The sequence below is a fragment of the Verrucomicrobiota bacterium genome (genome assembly GCA_016200005.1).
Taxonomy (GTDB): domain Bacteria; phylum Verrucomicrobiota; class Verrucomicrobiia; order Limisphaerales; family PALSA-1396; genus PALSA-1396.
On sequence record JACQFP010000053.1, the window covers coordinates 143632 to 160469 of the forward strand.

General features: G+C 58.1%; 11 protein-coding genes. 1 reads left to right on the plus strand and 10 read right to left on the minus strand.

Annotation, left to right across the window (positions count from 1 at the left end; translation table 11 throughout):
* Window positions 1-170: 170 nt before the first annotated feature.
* The 7 genes from HY298_19260 to HY298_19290 all read right to left on the minus strand — a co-directional run bounded on the left by HY298_19260 (window position 171) and on the right by HY298_19290 (window position 6120).
* Window positions 171-431, minus strand: coding sequence for a toxin-antitoxin system HicB family antitoxin (locus HY298_19260; GenBank protein ID MBI3852400.1), 261 nt, complete (start codon window positions 429-431; stop codon window positions 171-173).
* An 83-nt stretch (window positions 432-514) separates the two neighbouring features.
* Complete coding sequence (locus HY298_19265) at window positions 515-712, minus strand: DUF2283 domain-containing protein (GenBank protein MBI3852401.1); 198 nt, start codon at window positions 710-712, stop codon at window positions 515-517.
* Window positions 713-825: 113 nt separating this feature from the next.
* Window positions 826-1035 (minus strand): DUF2283 domain-containing protein, encoded by a 210-nt coding sequence (locus tag HY298_19270; protein ID MBI3852402.1) that lies wholly within the window; start codon window positions 1033-1035, stop codon window positions 826-828.
* Window positions 1020-1241, minus strand: coding sequence for a DUF4258 domain-containing protein (locus tag HY298_19275; protein ID MBI3852403.1), 222 nt, complete (start codon window positions 1239-1241; stop codon window positions 1020-1022). Before HY298_19275 ends, HY298_19270 begins: the two co-directional genes overlap by 16 nt.
* A gap of 86 nt (window positions 1242-1327) precedes the next feature.
* The gene (locus HY298_19280) at window positions 1328-5173 is read right to left on the minus strand and encodes an N-6 DNA methylase (GenBank protein MBI3852404.1); all 3846 of its coding nucleotides are present in this window, start codon (window positions 5171-5173) and stop codon (window positions 1328-1330) included.
* A 246-nt stretch (window positions 5174-5419) separates the two neighbouring features.
* Entirely contained in the window at window positions 5420-5770 is a 351-nt protein-coding gene (locus tag HY298_19285) for a helix-turn-helix domain-containing protein (protein MBI3852405.1), read from the minus strand.
* Complete coding sequence (locus HY298_19290; GenBank protein MBI3852406.1) at window positions 5767-6120, minus strand: type II toxin-antitoxin system RelE/ParE family toxin; 354 nt, start codon at window positions 6118-6120, stop codon at window positions 5767-5769. The genes HY298_19285 and HY298_19290 overlap by 4 nt, the downstream gene beginning before the upstream one ends.
* 284 nt (window positions 6121-6404) lie before the next feature.
* Between HY298_19290 and HY298_19295 the strand changes: the two genes are divergently transcribed.
* Entirely contained in the window at window positions 6405-8963 is a 2559-nt protein-coding gene (locus HY298_19295) for a hypothetical protein (protein MBI3852407.1), read from the plus strand.
* A 44-nt stretch (window positions 8964-9007) separates the two neighbouring features.
* Here the strand turns inward: HY298_19295 and HY298_19300 are convergent, their stop codons facing one another.
* The 3 genes from HY298_19300 to HY298_19310 all read right to left on the minus strand — a co-directional run bounded on the left by HY298_19300 (window position 9008) and on the right by HY298_19310 (window position 16746).
* Complete coding sequence (locus HY298_19300; protein ID MBI3852408.1) at window positions 9008-9934, minus strand: hypothetical protein; 927 nt, start codon at window positions 9932-9934, stop codon at window positions 9008-9010.
* Window positions 9935-10074: 140 nt separating this feature from the next.
* Window positions 10075-12465, minus strand: a complete 2391-nt coding sequence (locus HY298_19305) for a hypothetical protein (protein ID MBI3852409.1) — start codon at window positions 12463-12465, stop codon at window positions 10075-10077.
* 123 nt (window positions 12466-12588) lie between these two features.
* Window positions 12589-16746: a hypothetical protein gene (locus tag HY298_19310; protein ID MBI3852410.1), complete on the minus strand. Its 4158-nt coding sequence runs from the start codon at window positions 16744-16746 to the stop codon at window positions 12589-12591.
* Window positions 16747-16838 lie beyond the last annotated feature (92 nt).

Here is a 16838-nt window from a genome sequence, read left to right on the forward strand (position 1 = left end):
GAAGCAAAGTCGCAGCGGCCTTCGGAAACGGAAACCGCTTTTATTTCCTGGTGCTTTCCTTCACCAGATCGCATTCGGCGGGGGTCAGGCCGTAGAGCGCATACACCAACTCGTCTATCTTCTGCTCCAACACGCTCGTGTCCGCATCGGGATCGCCGCTGCCTGGCGCATCACTCGCCCGATTTATAGCCTCCCGGCAACCGGTCGTAGTCCGGCGGCTCAACGTCCGGGACTTCCTGCAAGGCGTCGAGAAACTTTTCCCGGCTGGCGCGCTTGGCCCGCACGGCCATGTAGCTCTCGTTGCTCCACACGCCGACGGCTTGGGCGACTGCCAGACTGATGATCTGCGCCAGAGGAACATTCTCGCGCGCCGCCAGTTCTTGCGCCTGTTTGAGCACCGGTTCGGGAATTTGGGCTTCAATGGTTTTCATTTTGTCGCTCGTAATTTCAACAGCATTTGCGCCGGAGTGATCGGTTCGATTCCGAAACTCTCCATTCCCGCTCCAACCGCGCGTCAGGCGGTGACGGCGTAATCCACGCCACGCGGGTTTTCGACGCGCTGCGAGGCGTTGAGCACTTCCATCCCCACCACGTTGCCGTCTTTGTCGTAATCAAGAATCACGCCGGGTTTGTCCTCGTCGCTCTCTTCAACCGGAACGTCGCGGAATAGAATCCGCAGCACGTCCACTTCGGGATCGTAGGTCACTTTCATGTCGTTGCCTTCCAGTATTTGTTGATCTTGCTCGTGCGATAAACCGTCACCACTTTCGGCGGTGTTGCCGTCTCGTTCCGCACCGGCGTCCTGTTGCTTTGCTGCGGATGCGCTCAGGCGGGAGCTAAGTCTGCCTCCAACGGCTTGTCCTTTTTGAACTTGCTCACGCCCATGACGCTGAAGCCGATGACGTGGCCTTTGGCATCCACCCGCTCCATGACGGCGTCGTGCTTGGTTTCCTTTTCGTAACCGGCAGCGTCCGAAAATCTCACTTCGAGATAATCGGCTTCCGCGTCAAACCAGACTTTTATTTTATCGGCCATAAATCTTCTCCGGCTTTCGGTTTGTCGGTCAGGTAGGCCGTGACCACAAACGCATCGTTCTCCGCATACTTGACCACAACGCACAGCCATTTGCCACCCACAATCGTCTGCGCGTAAAATTCGTAAAACAACCGCACCGCTTCATCCGAACGCGAACGCCGCACCAATTGGGGTTGAATCAACACCCGCTCAATCTCCGCGCCCATCTCCTTCATTTCGGGATGCTCAAGAATGTGCGCCAGCCGCTCATCCGTGAGCCGGACTTGATGGCCGAAACAATCTTGCAGCGTTTTCATTTGGCGGCTTGCACGAGGGCTTTTTCTTCCGCCGTCAGGCCGTAAAGGCGATAGACGATCTGGTCAATCAACTCGTCGGTGAAGGTGATTTGCGATTCCAGTGGCACGACTTTGTCTTTGGCTGTCTGGAAACGGGTGCGGAGTCTTTCTTCGTCCGAATCTTTGAGGCGGAACTTGTTGGCGCGAAAATGGGCGAAGGCTTCGGCGGCATCAAGCTCCCAAAACTTGTCGAGCTTGGTTTTGGGTTTCAAGGCGTGGGCGTCAACGCCGTGGAAATCTTTGAGGTCGGTCAGGAATTGTTTGGCGGTGGCACGTTTCTCCCGGTTCAAGGTTATCATCTGTTCGGCCAGGAAGGCGAGCAGGTCGTGGACGATATCCGCGCGTTCGGGTCTGGCGGCAAGTTGCTCCGTCACGAAGGCCAGCACACTGTCCGGGTTTCCATCCGACGCGCTGCGTTGGTGAAGTTGCTTGGATTTGGCGACGAGCGATGCACGCGACTTCTCTGGCGTCGTGAATTCAATTCGGCGGATGGGAAGCTCGCCAAGATATTGTTTGGTGCATGTGATCCAGCCTCCGCGAAAGAGATTGCTCATTTGAGCAAGCTTCCAAAAAAGCAACTTCGAGTTTATGAGCGCTAGCACGTAGCCTGAATTAACCGTCGCGGATTCGGCCAAACTAATCGTGAAGCCTCCGCTGGCCATCGGGCAGAATTCGTTCCGGAGGCTGATTGGAACGTGAGCGAACAATCCGCGATCTGCCAAGAGCGGGATGTAGATTTGAGCACGGTCGTGAAGTTCAAGATTTCGTGGCGCGCTGTAGCCAAACCATTGCGCGAACTGCTTACGCTTTTCAAGCCTCTGTCGCGCGTTCTGCAAATGGGCGAACGCTTTCGGGAAACGGGCTTTCAGCTCATCCTCCGAGTAAAGTCGGTACGAACCTCCGTCGAGCCAATATGGGAAAATAATTTTCCAGCGTCCGGCCGGAGCAAAAGAGTATCGGCCGAAGTCCGAAGCGAACACCGGGACGCGACAGATGCCTTCCTCAATGTCTTCGTTCTCATTCATGAACACATCATCGTCCCCGCTGCTGCTCCCTCGGCTCATCTCTGCCGGGAGATCGAGCAAGCGGATGGAATCGCGCTGAATCTTCTTGAGAAGATCCGCCGCAGCATCGGTGGAAAACGTCCATGAGCTTTGGTCTAGCGATTTGCCGGCGATGCGCGTGAACTTCGGGGATCGCAGTGAGTGCGAGTCCGCTCGCGCTTCAGCATAGTCGAACGCTTCTTGAATTCCGCGTGTGAGGAAAAGCAAACAAGTATAAGTCGTGGCGGGAAACACCTGGCTTGCGCCGAAGTCAACGATCTGTGTCAACATGCCCTCGCGTGTTATCAATCGCCGCAAACCCTCTCCATAATCCGTCTTGAAAAACTTGTTCGGTACAATCTCGCCGAGGAGTCCTCCCCGTTTGAGCATTTTCAAGCCGCGCTCGATGAAACTCACATATAGATCAACATTGCCTGTGGCTGACTCAAAGTTCTCTGCGAGGAAGTCAATTTCCAGACGTGGGAAGCCTTGAATTCTCACGTATGGGGGATTTCCGATCACAGCATCAAAGCCTGGACTGTCTCTGTGCGAACCATCGTCGTTGAAAAAGACTTCAGGAAATTCGAGTTCCCAGTGGAAGTAAGGTTTGTCGAGCTCTTTGATCCCGTAGCGCGCCGCTGCTTCCTGCAATCGGGCCGCGCTTTCTTGCGCCACCACGAGGATTTCTTTTGCCGCAGCCAAATACTCTTCCTCACTTAGCGGCCCATCGAAGAAGATGTTTGTCCAGAGGTCTGCCACCCTCTTGTACGGCGCGAGCCGGGGCAGGATTTCAGTTTCCCAGCGCTTTTCCTTTGCCTTCACCGTCGCCATATCGAGGCTGACTTGTCTTTCGATTTCGTGAATCTGGCAGATGGTTTCGGCCACGGCCTGCTTGAAGTCAGGGCCGAACGTAAAATGGATTTGTTGCGCGCCGCCTTTGCTCTTTTTCTGCGGCAGACTGCCGAGCTGATCGAGGCGCGCGCCGATGAGCGAATTTCCGCGCCGCAAGTGATGGTCGAGAAAGTTGAGTGGCTGGTCGCTGGAGATGGTGGTGAGCCAGAGCGAAAGTTTGGCAAGCTCCACGGCCAGCGGATTCAGGTCCACGCCATAGATGCAGGCTTCAACGACGCGCCGCCGCCAATAAGCGATCTCGGTTTCTTCCTGAGACTCGCCCTTGACGAACTCCGCCTGAAATCTCGTGGTCGGGTGATAAACGATTTGGTCAGCCAAAAACGTGGTTGCCTCGACGAGGAAATGGCCCGAACCCATTGCTGGATCGCAGATGTTCAGCTTGAGGACTTCGCCCGCGAATGAGTTGTCCTGTTTGCCGGCGGCACGGGCGGCTTTAACCATCTTTCGTTGCTCGATTTCCTGCAACAGTGGCGTGATCGTTTGCTCGACGATGTATTTGACGACGTAGTCAGGCGTGTAATATGTGCCGGTGGCTTTGCGTTCCGCTTTATCGGTTTTAAGCACGAGCTTGCCGCCCTCGCGCACGAAGTGGTGTTCGAGCAGTCCTTCGTAAATCGAACCGAGTTGTTGGACACTGAGGTCGGCGTAGTCCACCGACTCGAAGGGGACAAACTTTTGTCCGCGCTTTTCCGGGGTAAACATGAGTTGCCGCAACACGTCCGCCAGCACCGCGTCGGCCACGGCCCACTCCTTCAGCAGCGGGCAGTGGTCGGGGTCGAAAAGCCCGCCGTTGTAGCGCGGAACTCCGAATTCATCATTCGCCTTCTTGTCTGTCCCGTTGATGACCAGACAGAGCGCATGGATGTCGCGGTAAAAGCGCGTTTGAGTCTGGCTGTCGTACTCGGTGAAGCTTTTCAGTGGCACGAGGAGGCGGGCGAGCGACAGTTGCTTGTAATATTTGCGCGATTTGGGTTCAACCGGCAGCAACAAACGGCCTTCGGCGTAGAGAATAAAAAGCAATCGGTACAGAAAGATGAGACAATTTTCATAAAGGCGCGGCAAGTCCGCGTCGTTGATTTTGTTTTCCGGGCGTTCGGCAAATCCATTGGCGAGAATCTCGACGATGGTGAAGATTCGCTCACGAAGGTCGGCTTCCAATTCGGCCTGCGTGGCCAAAGCGCTTTCGCGGACCTGGTCGAGGCGGCATTTGCCTTGGGCATCGCGCGTGAACGCGGCGGAACTGAACAGTACCAGGAAAATTTTGAAGTCTTCGAGGGATTTGAGGGCGACTTCAAAGTTCAGCGCGAAATAGTGGCTGGCCTTGGAGTCGCGGCAGTAAAGTCGCCAGACCTCGCCGTTCGTCAGAATTCCCCAAACAATGGAATCCGATTCCTGTAGGTAATCCCGAATTTGCTGATGGGGGTAGCGCTGCTGATGCTTGCTGATTTGGGAAAGCGGGTGTCCAAACTTCTTCGCTTCCAAAATGCCCACACCAGCGCGATACCGCTCGGCAACGCTTTTGTTGAGCACGCTTTCCTTGGTCTCGCCATTGGGGTACAGAATGTAGTCAGGCTCTAAATCCTGCTTAGTTTCCGGTAGTCGCAAGTTGTCCGACCAGGCGAAGCCAAGTCGCTCCAGAATCTTGTCGATGAATTCCTGACGGACTCCCATTTCGTTGTCATACTTGCGCAATGCAAAGGCGCGCTTTTCATATAGCTCTTTGCAGAACTGGAAAGTCGGTTGTGCTTCGGCGTCGTTGGGCCACCAGTCATTATTTTTGAGGCGTGCTTTGAGGTAGTGATCGGAGAAAAGCCCTTCAGTTTGCCAAAGCTTTCTGACTTCTGGCATTCCCAGAAGTTCAGGATGGTCGTGAAATTTGTTTTGCTTCGGCACGTTGGCGCTATATCCCGAGCCGGTCACGCGAAATTCTACCCGGTTCGTTCGTGATGAAGGTCAGGTCGGAGGACATTGATGCAGAGCTTGCCTGCGGTTGCACTTTGATTCAACCCGATAACCGCGAAACTTTTCACTTCGCGTTCGGTACGATGACCACGCACCACGGACTGCCAGAAGATTTCACCCGCCGGTTCGGATTCATGATTTCCTGCGGATTTTGTAAGCGACTTTTGCTTCCGACAGGGTCATGGGTGCGGATTCCTCCTTGGGTGCGATGGTGACGCGGATGGTCGCGCCGAGGATTTCCGCCACGCGGCGCAACATGGTCAAGGAGTGGCCTTCGTAAGAAGGCGATTCGAGGCGGCTGATGTTTTGCTGGGAGGTCTTGAGTTTCCGGGCGAGGTCCTTTTGGGAGAGGCCGGCCTTTTCGCGCAGCGCGGCAAGCTGCATGGCCACGTCCCATGCCTCACCCGCTCTTTCAAACCGCTCGGCGAAGACGGGGTCTTTGAGTTGTTCTTCCAGATAAAGGTCGAAGTTGGTTTTTTTCATGTTTCAAATCTTTCCTGCCAGTCCCGCATCCGCGCCTGTGCCGTGTCGAGGTCGCGGGCCGGGATGGCCTGGCCTTTGTTGCGGATGCCGTGAACGGCAATGATGCGCCGGTCTTTTACAAAGAACCACATGACGCGCGTGTTCAACTTGCCGACATGGCGCAACTCAAACAGGCCGTCCCCCAGCGCCTTGGACAGCGGTTCGCGGTGGTACTGGCGATTCCGCAGCTTCGCCAGACCTCGCAGCACCGCCGCGTGGTCGCCGGGGTCGCTTTGCTTGAGTTCATCAAGAAACTCCTGCACGGGCGAGCGTCCGCTGGCATTGACGTAGAACTCTACGGTGAACTCCATAAATGAGCAACATCAAATTTGATGTTCAGCGATTAACCACGAGGAAAGGAGGCTTCGCGCGGCGCGAGCGCTTGTCTCGTTCGTGATGAATGTCAGGTCGGAGGACATTGCCGCAGAGCTTGCCGCCGCTTGGATTTTGGTTCAACTCGATAACGGCGAAACTTTGTGCGATTAAACGTGGGTTGCTCCGAGGCGATCCGCCTGCGAAATTAGAGCACTACCGTGAGCCACGTACTGTGAACTCGAATGTGTGTTATGATTTAAATGTGATTTATGATTTAACCATGGCCCGGTCGTTTCATGTGCCCCGGCGGTTCTTTTATCTTTTGACAGCGATACTATCGCTGGTCTGGGCGCCCCCACTCCTCCAGGCGGGACTCCTGCCCGGCAACTTCTGGCCGAACCCGACTCTCGAAACCGACACCAATAACGACGGAGTGCCGGATTTCTGGCACAAAGGCGGGGACAGCCAGGCGATCGACGTGTGGACCACTGCGCTGTCGCTCAGCCCTACACATTCCTTTCAGCTCAACGACACCAACGCCACTGCCTATGGCGAGTGGTATTCCGACCGGCTCAACATCACCGCTGGCACGAACTATCAACTACGCTACAACCTGCGCTACACCATCACCAATGTCGGACCGATGCGCTTGAGCGTAAACTTCTATAGTGCTGCCGATGCGTCATTACCCGGAGTGAGCTATCTGTTCTCCAGCGCCCACGATTTCTGGGAGGAATTCACGCAGTCGTTCACCGCTCCGGCAGGCGCAGCGAAGCTGGAACTCCACTTCACTTCGGGCGGCGGCGCGGATGTCACCGGCCAGGCTTGGCTGGACGACATCTCCTTGGCCCCGGCGACGAACGTTAATTCGTTGGTGCCTTACCTCGAAAACTTCCCGTTCTTGCCGGATCCACTCGTCATTCGCGATTGGAAGCAAACCGCGCTTGATTATCATCAGCTTGCTTTCAACCCATCCGTCACGGGCCAATATCTGCCGCTGCTCTATGAATACACCGCGAACACCGCAGCGGGTTTCTCCGGGCCGGCCTTTGGTCTGCCGAGTTACGTCGGCAACCCGCGGGACAGCGGGGAGGCGCTCACAACGCTCGGCGGCGTGCTGGGCGGCACCCTCGCGGGCCTCAACCTGGCTTCGCTCAACGGCCAGGACCGCGTGCAACAGTGCGAGGTTTTCTATTGCGTCGTCAATGGCCACGGCCTGCTTTTGAACAACATCAACTCCCAGGGCTCTGGCTCCGCCTGGTACGACATTTTCCCGAGCACGCTGCTTTATCAAATCGGCTCGCGCTATCCGGGGCGGGCTTCGTTTCAAACAAAGATGGCTGCCATCGCGGACAGTTGGCTCACCGCGCTGCCGGTGTTGAGCAATAACTGGGAACATGCCGGCTTCAGCTTTCAAACGATGACGCCGGTCAATAAAGCCTGGATCGAACCGGACATGGCCATCGGCATCGCGTGGCTCGAATACATGGCTTACGTGCAATTCCACGACGCCAAGTATCTCGCCGCTGCCGACACCTGCCTGACGCAGATGAACAGCCGCACGACTAATCCGTTTTACGAAACGCTGGGCTTTTTCGGCCCGCCACTGGCCGCCCGCATGAACGCGGAGTTGGGTCGGAGCTATTCGACGAGCAAACATCTGAACTGGATTTTTGCTCCCGGCTCCGATGCCCGGCCCGGTTGGGGCTGCGAGAACTCACGCTGGGGAAACTATGACGCCTACGGTCTGATGGGCAGCACGACCGACTCCAGCGGCTACGCCTTTTCGATGAACTCCTATACCGCCGCCGGCATCATCGCGCCCGTGGTCCGTTATGAGCCGCAATTTGCCCGGTTGCTGGGCCGCTGGTTGTTGCATGTCGCCGCCAACGCAAACCTTTTTTATCCGAGCACGCTTCCAACTAATATGCAGTCCAGCGCCGCGTGGGTGGAGCAAACCGGCGTGCAAAGCATCTCTTACGAAGGCGTCCGTCACCTCGGCACCACGACGCCTTACGCGACGGGCGACGCCGCCGCGCCGATTCAAGATTTGAATCCCTATGGCACGTGGGGGAGCGGATTCATGGCGGCGTTGTTCAGAACGTCGAACGTGCCGGGCATCCTCCAAATTGATTGCGTAACCTCGGAAGCCTTTCCGCCGCCCGCCTATCCAACTTATCTTTTCTACAACCCTCACGCTATCGCGCAACAAGTCACCATCAACGTCGGAGCGAACACGAATCATTTGTTTGATGCCGTCACCGGCGCTTTCGTGGCCACCAATGTTACGGGGAATGCCAACTTCACGATTCAGCCGGACGTCGCAGTCGTTTTGGTGCAGTGCCCGGCGACGGGCGCCATCAGCCAGGCTAGTCAGAAATTGTCGGTCGCGGGCGTTGTCATCGATTACTGGAATGCCGCGCGAGACAGCGAAGGCGACGGTCTGCCCGACTGGTGGGAAAGCCGATACTACGGAAGCATCACCAACGCGTTGCCACAAGCGACCGCCGCCAATGTCTACAACAACCTCCAATGTTACTGGCTCGGGCTGGACCCAACTAATCCCAACTCCACCTTCAAAGTGCAAGCCGCTGTCCAGCCCGGCACTGGCTATCCGCAAATCACGTGGAGTTCCGTCGGCGGAAAGACCTACGCCGTGGAATACGCGAACAGCCTTGTTGCATCGGGGACGGTGTTCACCCAGGCGCTGACTGTGACCGAGACTAATGTGCCCGCGGGCGTTGAGAGCACCGAGACGTTTGTGGACAATTACGAACTCACCGCTGGACCACCCGGCTCGAAGGGACGTTACTATCGGATCAGGTGGGTTGGGCCCTGAGCGCGCTTAATGTTGAGGGCGACCAGAGCGCAATCATGCGCCGTCTATTTCGTGCCAGTTGGTGCTGAGATCGAGCCTGAGTTCGATTCGTAAAAACGCCCCAGTTCGAGCAACAGCTTTTCGAGTTCGCGGTAGTAATCGTCCTCCGCCAACTGACTTTTCTTCTCGCGATGAATGTTGATAGCTCGTTCCAATGCATCGCGGCGTGCGCGTTGTTCCAACGTCAGCTTTTGTTCCTCTTGACTGCGGATTAAATGGAATTGCTGAGCCAGCAGGCCGTCCACCAGCGCCCCTTCTTTCGGTTTCTTGATCGCTCGCAGGCCACGAAACCAATCGGCGGGTGTCCCCAAGCCGTCGCCGCTGTCGTCGAGTAAGGCGTGTTCAGTCGCGAGGCGACCCTCGACCTTATAAAATTCACTCGCCTGACGCGACGCCATCAAAAACGCTTCCAGAAGCGAAACCTGGCCATCTTTGTCTAGGTCGGCTTGGGGATTGGCGATCGCCTCGGAAAGATATTGTCCGAAGCGCGCAAAGTTTTGTTCGTTGCCACTGCGGGTTGCCGTGATGACGACGCGGTTGGTGGCGGATAGTTTGGTAAGGAAGGGCGCGCTGGACGAAGCCGTGTTGATCACCGCCAACGGCCGTCGAAATGGCTGAAGCCAGTGCGCCAGTTCCGTGGCGGACACATCGGGGCCACGAAGATTGAATCGGGCCTCCTTGCCATCGAATGTTCCGTGGCCAAGCAACACCAGCCACAACTCACCCGGCCCGTCCTTCGGTTCGAGTTCAAGAGTTTGCTTCAACCGATCAAAGTCGTTAGTCTGGCCGCCGTCGTCGAGCCCCAAGGCGATCTGCCGACAGTCTGCTTGTTGACACGCTTTTTCCCAGAGACTTGCCTGCCGTACAAAATTACTCCCAAACTCCGGCTCACCCGGCGCGCCGACAACCAGGATGACAGTGGGCCGACTCATCGGTGTTTCTCCGCGCGCCGTCGGAACGGTGAGGAGAAAAATGGCCAAGACCAGAACTTGCGATACCCAACAAGCCACGCGCGCACAGCTTTCGACGTTGGATGTTGGATGTTGGATGTTGGATGTTTTCTCTTCCCTCCTCACGGCATTCCTTTCCAACGACGCAGTCCCCATTCGCCGACGAAGCAGGCGAGCGCAAACGCAAACATCGCGGGCGTGTGCCAAAGCGGGAAGTTCCAGGAATCCATGACCGGTGCCTGTTTGTGCGGCAGGTTGCGGGCGAACGTGCTGAGGTTTGCTGCCGCGACGATTTCGCCTCCGGTCTTTTTCGCAATGGACTCCAACAACGCCACGTTCGGAGTGAGCGATCGGAATTCCTCGGCGGCAAGATCGGTGCTCCAACCGGCCTCGGCGCGACCCACCTCAGCCCCGACCGAGTTCGTCACGAACGCCGTCGTCTTGTAGCCGCCGGTGGCGCGCGGAACATAAGTGATCTGGTAAAGACCGGCTTCGTTTGCCGACGGTTCGGCCTGGAGGCGGATGGAATTGGTCGTCGCACCGGATGAGGTTTCCGTCAGGAGCGGCTGGATTTCCACGCTGACACCGGCGTTGTCGAGTGGTTGAAATGTTTTGTCGCGCACGCGCACCTGCAACTGCATCGCGCCACTCGCGTCTTGCGGTTGCGGCTCGACCGTGAGGTCCACTGGATTCGGCACGTCGGTCACCAGCCAGCGCATCAACTGTCGCCAGGACTTGTCCATGTCGTGGTGCGCCGCGGCATCATGCAAGCCCCACCGCCAGACATCGCCGATTGTGAGGGCGGCCGTTCGACCGCGACCTAACCGTTGCACCACGAGCGCTGGAAAACTCTTTCCGGCCGCATCAGACACCGTGGCGATGACGCTCGCGCCGGGCTTCACTTCACGAACTTGATTCAGGACTTGGAATGGTGTCATTGATTGCAGGCGCGCTTTCTCATCCGATTCGTTGTCGCGCAGCCGCGCCCAAGGTTGCAGCCAGCCTTCACGCGTAAGGTCCAGATGCAACGCATCCGGAGGCTTGTTTTCCTCCGCACGGTCAAGATAAACCGGCAGCATGTCGCCGATGGGCGTGCGCAGATACTTGCCTTGCTGAAAGGTGTCGATGCCGCCGAGCATAAGAAAACCGCCGCCGCGTTCGGACACGAACTTTTGCAACAACGCCGCCTGATCGGGCGTAAAGAACTCCGCCTCGACATCATCGAGGATCACGGCATGATAATTGTAGAGCGCGTCGGCCGTCCTCGGAAAACCGCCGCTCAGACCCGGCTCGCAACGGTCTTTGACGTCATCATTCGGGTAGAGCCTGACGAGCACGGGTTGATCGTAGCGTTCGACCTGTTCAGGCGACTGGTTGCCAAAACCGCGATAGAGCGGATTGCTGGTCTCGCCCGCGCGGCCCATGAAATTGAATTTCGGTTCGCGCTTGGCGACGCGAATCAAGCCGACCAGGTTGATCTGCTCATCCTCCTGCACAGCGCGATTGAGAAACTTGAATTCCCAATTGGGCCGGCCCGACACATAAAGAATGCGATACGGCCCGCGCCCGCGATCAACCACCAGCACGCGACTGTTGTTCGCGAGCGTGGCCTCGCTCGATTTGTTCTGCGCGCCCGGCGTTTCAATTTCATTCTTTGCTCCCGCGCGCAGCCGGTAGAAGGACAAACCCGGCTTCTCCGGACGGAACTGAAACCGAAACGCAAGCGTCTCGTTGTCCTTGCGCGCCCGGAGTGTTTTCTCTTCGACGTTTTTGCCAGACGCGTCGAGCAACTGGGCCACGATGGATTCGCCGCTGTAACCCGCGGCGGACACGTCGGCTTGGACGGAAACTGGCGCGTCCTCAAAGTCCGTTTGACTGACATGGGTTTGTTGCACCGCAATGTCACGCGGCGACTCACGGCCGCCGAGGATGACCGGGTAAATCGGCGGCAATCCAGTCAGCTCCGGCGCACCTGGAAGATCAGTGGCGTTGCCGTCAGTCAGAAGCAAGACACCCGCGAGCGGACGATTACGGTAACGTTCCGCCAGCGTGTGTAATGTCGCGCCGATGGCTGACGCGCGACCATCGAACGTCAGTTCGCCGAAGTCCTTGGTGGTTTGCAGCCGGGCATCGAAGAAATAGCGCCGCAATTCGAAATTGTCCTCCATCGTCCCCTGCCAATTCGCGCGTTGGGGATTGAGCAGCTCGCGGAGCAACTCACCGCGACTGAGCGTCTCGCCCCGATCTTTGATCTGCAACCCCTGACTGTTGTCCGCGACGATGGCAAACAGGTTGGCGCCGGGTCGCGCCCGTTGTCCGGACCAAAGCGGTTCGAGTAAACAGAATGCGAGCGCTGCCAGTCCGAGCAGCTTCAGGCCGAGGCACACCCACCGTATCATTCCCGTGGGCGCGGCGCGGTAGCTCCAGATCAAAAGCACAAGCGCAACGCCTATCGCTCCGGCAGCGGGCCAGAGCCAGTTCCAACCTGAGAATATCAGGGTAGCGAGGAACATCACGATTCGAAGGAGAACATGCAACCTCCAACCTCCAACGTCCAACACCCAACGGCGCGGAACGCCGGCCAGTTCGATGTTCGGCGTTGGAGGTTGGAGCTTGGATGTTTCCCGCTTCTCACTTTACTTGTCCTTCCCCAACTCCTCGTAGTATCGGCGCACCAGTTCGGAGAAGCGGCTTGGCACGGGATCACGATCAATCGGCACGAGCGAGTCCGTGGACTGCCGCCGCGCCAGCTCCTCGGCGATGCGGTCGCGCACCTCGACGAGCGGCTTGATCACCTGCAAACGTACGACCACCCAGTCCGGCTTCTTGAGATCGCGTTTGAAATCCTGCCTCATCAAACGGACGCGCTCGCGAGCGGTGGCGACGTCAGTGCGCAAATCGGGCAGGTCGATCATTTCCTCCACGTCACGCAGCCGATCCGACCAGGGGCCGAAGTTATCACCTGTGATCGGTCCGCCCGTCGGCGTGGCGTCCCCGTCCAGAATACGGTCCCAGTCAAAACGTGAGCCGCCGCGTCGATAATTGCCGTCACCATCGGTCGTGGCAGAATTCACTCTCCCGTCCCGCGATCCACTCCGTTGACCGCCGCGCGCAGATGCCGATTGCCGAACGGATGCTTGTCCGGGCGCACTTTGTTGCGAGGCGTTTCCACGAGCCTGGGCTGGATCTGAAGTTTGCTGGCCTTGTCCGTTTGCTTGTGATGATTGGCCCGGCTGCTGGCCCGGATTTTGTGCTGGTGAGGGTTGATGGTCGCCTGAGGCCGGCTTGTTGTCAGGTTGTCCGGCGCTCGCTGCTGCAACTTGACGCGGTTCCTGGTTCGTCTCTGAATTGTCGGTCTCCGGCCGGGCGATTTCTCGCTGCAATTGATCGGTCAGCTTATCAAGTTCCTGTTGCGCCAGACGCAACGCTTCGGTGTCGTCGCCAAGCACGCTTTCCGCCGCCCGCTCCACGCCGCGTTTGAGATCGTTGATGCTGGAGCGGGCGCGTCCCTCGGCCTGCCGGGCTTGCGGAAGAAATTCCCGGCGCAGCATCTCCGACGTCAGTTCGAGCGATTTGGTGTCGTCTTTTTCAGCCATTCGCTTGATGCGGTCGTAGAGTTCACTGCCTATCAAACCACGCTGGATCAGTTCCTGTTGAAACTCCTTTACAGTGTTCGCGTCATCCTGGCTGAATTTTCGCAAAGTGTCATAAAGCTGGTGCGAAACGAGCGGTTCGGCTTCTTCGGTCTGTTGCGAAAGCTGCGTGGCTTTCTCGACTACATTCGTTAGCCGTTGCTTTTGTTGCGCCAGTTGATCGAGCGCTTGCTGGCGCTCCGTGGAATCGTCCAACGTCTTCCGACCGCTGTCAGCAAGCGTGTCCATCTTTTTTTGAATGTCCTCCTGTTGCCGCGCCAGTTCGCGGGCTTCGGCGCGCATCTGGCGCAGCTCGTCGGCGAACTGGCTGGAATTCTCCTTGCGCATCTGGTCGCGGAGTTCCTGCAACTGCCGCTGCGCGCGTGTGCCGGACGCGAGTGCTTGTGAAGCGGACCCTTGGCTCGCGGCCTCGGCAGCCCGCTGCACGTCGTTGCGCGTTTGCTCCACTTGTTTTCGCTCCTCGGCCATGCGCGACTGGTTTTCAGGCCGGTCCATCCGCTGACGCACCTCGTCCACGTCGGCGAGCATCTGCTGTTCTTCCTCTTGCAGGCGTTTCAAGCGGCGTTTGATTTCCTCGCGCTCCTCTTCGCTGCGCGCTTCCTGCAAAGCGGTCTGGAGTTCCTTGAGACGGTCGTTCAAGTCCTGCTTGCGTCGCGCGAGTTCCTGGAGGCGGTTCATGACCTGCAACTGCTCGCGACGCTCGGCGCTTTGCGGAGATTGGGCCTTGCTTTGCGTTTCGTAACGGTTTTCCGACTGGGTCAGATCCAACTGCTCAAGCTGACGTTGCATCTGTTGGTCGCGACCACCGCCCCCGCCGCGTTGATTGCGGCCCTGACGCATCACCTGATATTCGTGCTGTTGCAGTTTCAACAAAGCCTCATAGGCGGCCTGTTCAGCGACCAACGCATCGGCCATTGCGGCCGGTGAATTGGTGGCCTCGTTTAAGCGCTTTACCGCCTTCTTCATTTCTTCCACCGCGTTTCGCCAGAGAATTGCGGCGCGCGGATCTTGCTGGCGTTCCGCGGTGGCTTCCGCCTGTTCCAGCGCCTGGGCTTGCGAATCGAGGACAACCACCGCGTCGCTTTCGTACTGCGAAGTCTTGGTTGGGCCAGGAGTATTCTCGCGAACGGAGCGCGTACCTTTTGGAAAAGGAGACGGCACATCTGACTCTGCCGCGCGCTGGCCAAATACGAGCGGCCCGAACCCACCCCCAACCCCTCCAAGGAGGGGAGAATCTTTGGACGCGAGCTTGTGAGAGTTCCTCTCCTGGGAGGGGTCAGGGGTGGGTCGGGAGAATTCCCTCTCCCCTTCAGAAGGGGAGAGGGTCAGGGTGAGGGGTTGGGTTTGCGCGATTTTAGGCACGGCGCGAGTTGGTGAAACGTGCCTCCCCCTAACCCCGGCCCTCTCCCCCGTCGGCGGGGGAGAGGGAGAAGTTTCGACAAATAGCGACCCGGAGTTCCGGCCGCGCGAATCGCTCGTCGGCGAGTTGTCCTTCCCGGATTTCCGCGGAGCAGCAGGTTGAGTCTCGGCTGGCCGGGTTGAACTGCCGTGCTCACGCTGAAGTCTCCAGGTGGCGTTGATGATTTGCTTCTGCAACTCCGCGAGCTTGGCGGTCTGGCTGGGCTGCTGGCCGGAGGATTGCCCATCCATCGGCTGGCCTTCCCGATAAATTTCCTCGAAGGGCCGCACCTCGGCGAAAAACAAATCGCCCGTCGAGCGCCGCACCTGTCCATCGGGTCCGATGTCGTCCGCCCAAACAAACCAGGAGATGAGCTGATCGGGCTGAAGGCCGAGGTCTTCAATGCGTAGCACGTACTGGAAGGGATGTTTTTCTTTCGCGGCGACGGGTTGACCCAACTCGATGAACTGCGGCTCTTGATTGACCAGCGCGTAGGCCAGCCCGTATGCCTGCACACCGAAGTCGTCCCAGACCGTACCGTCGAACGAAATCTCTTCGAGCGGGGAGGGCCGCACATCGCCACGAGGCGAAGTGAGCGTGAGTTCCGGGGTGCGATTCTTTAGCGCGACGAAAACAAACTGCGCGGGCACTTTGTTCGTCCGGTTTTCTGCATCCACGAGTTGCAGTTCATAAGTCTTGTTCGTTTCGAGCAGGAACTGCTTCAGTTCAGCCACGGCGCGATTGGTTTCGACGATCAATGGGATAGATTTTGTTTCTTTGTTCTTCTCGATGAGGTGGGCGGAGGTGACCGGTTTGTTAAGTTGAAGATTCAGGTCCACACGCGAGCCTTCCACCGCCGTGAGTCGGCGGGTGTCCTTGATATGCTTCGGTGACAGGCCGGTGTAATCAGGATAAGTCAGGTCAGCGTCGGAGCGCTCGAGGCGCGGATAGTCGAACACGGTCACCTTGAAATCACGCGTCTGCTGGCCGGCGAATTCGATGCGATAAACCAGATTGCTGGTGACCTCGGACACGCTGCCGCCGAACATCGGATCGGCCAGGCTCTTGACCAGTGGTATGCGTCGGCTGGATTCCGAAGAGTCACCTACAACGAGATCGACCGTTACCGGCAACCCACCGCCAAATCGAGCCAGGACGACGAGGCTGTTGCCGCGCTCGATGCTGGTGTCGCCGGGCGTTACGGTGATTGCTGAATCCGCAATCCGAGCGAGGAGACTGTGTCCCCCAGTCGTGCGCAGCCCGAACAAAACGGCGCCGAAGAAAACCAGCGCCAGGAGGTGAGCCAATTGCGCGGCACCGATGCGGGAGTCCGGAATCATTTCCGCCCAGTCCTCGCGCGCGTGGTGGGCGACGACTTCATGGACGAGGCGGTCCTGGAGATAATTGAGTTCGCGGCCCCCTTTGGCCTCTTGCTGGACGGCGGTCAGAAGTCGCCCGTCCAGTTTCGGATGGCGCGCTTCGATTTCCGCAGCGACGCGACGCCAATCCGGATCGGCCCGGCGATGTCGCAACGCGAGGACAATTGCGGCGACGACGCCAAGCGTGGCGACGACGGGCAGCACGAGCGACGATGCCCAGCCGATTTGCCGTTGAAGAATCAGCAAACCGAGGCCGAGAAACGCCGCCACCGTCCAGCAACCGGCGAGCCTGGACCAGAATTGCAATCGTCGCTTCCGGTCAACGACCGTTTGCAGGCGCGCTCTGATAAGTGGCGGCATCATATGGCACCTTCCCCTTGAGCCACCGTTGCCCAACCACGGGTCATCTCGCGAAGGAACTGCCACTGCCACCGTTGGCGGTTGATCGGCTCGGT

Excerpts from the sequence above, each read along its gene's own strand:
- HY298_19260 (MBI3852400.1), bottom strand. The coding sequence starts at position 431 with ATGAAAACCATTGAAGCCCAAATTCCCGAACCGGTGCTCAAACAGGCG.
- HY298_19265 (MBI3852401.1), bottom strand. The coding sequence starts at position 712 with ATGAAAGTGACCTACGATCCCGAAGTGGACGTGCTGCGGATTCTATTC.
- HY298_19270 (MBI3852402.1), bottom strand. The coding sequence starts at position 1,035 with ATGGCCGATAAAATAAAAGTCTGGTTTGACGCGGAAGCCGATTATCTC.
- HY298_19275 (MBI3852403.1), bottom strand. The coding sequence starts at position 1,241 with ATGGGCGCGGAGATTGAGCGGGTGTTGATTCAACCCCAATTGGTGCGG.
- HY298_19280 (MBI3852404.1), bottom strand. The coding sequence starts at position 5,173 with ATGCCAGAAGTCAGAAAGCTTTGGCAAACTGAAGGGCTTTTCTCCGAT.
- HY298_19285 (MBI3852405.1), bottom strand. The coding sequence starts at position 5,770 with ATGAAAAAAACCAACTTCGACCTTTATCTGGAAGAACAACTCAAAGAC.
- HY298_19290 (MBI3852406.1), bottom strand. The coding sequence starts at position 6,120 with ATGGAGTTCACCGTAGAGTTCTACGTCAATGCCAGCGGACGCTCGCCC.
- HY298_19295 (MBI3852407.1), top strand. The coding sequence starts at position 6,405 with ATGGCCCGGTCGTTTCATGTGCCCCGGCGGTTCTTTTATCTTTTGACA.
- HY298_19300 (MBI3852408.1), bottom strand. The coding sequence starts at position 9,934 with ATGAGTCGGCCCACTGTCATCCTGGTTGTCGGCGCGCCGGGTGAGCCG.
- HY298_19305 (MBI3852409.1), bottom strand. The coding sequence starts at position 12,465 with ATGTTCCTCGCTACCCTGATATTCTCAGGTTGGAACTGGCTCTGGCCC.
- HY298_19310 (MBI3852410.1), bottom strand. The coding sequence starts at position 16,746 with ATGATGCCGCCACTTATCAGAGCGCGCCTGCAAACGGTCGTTGACCGG.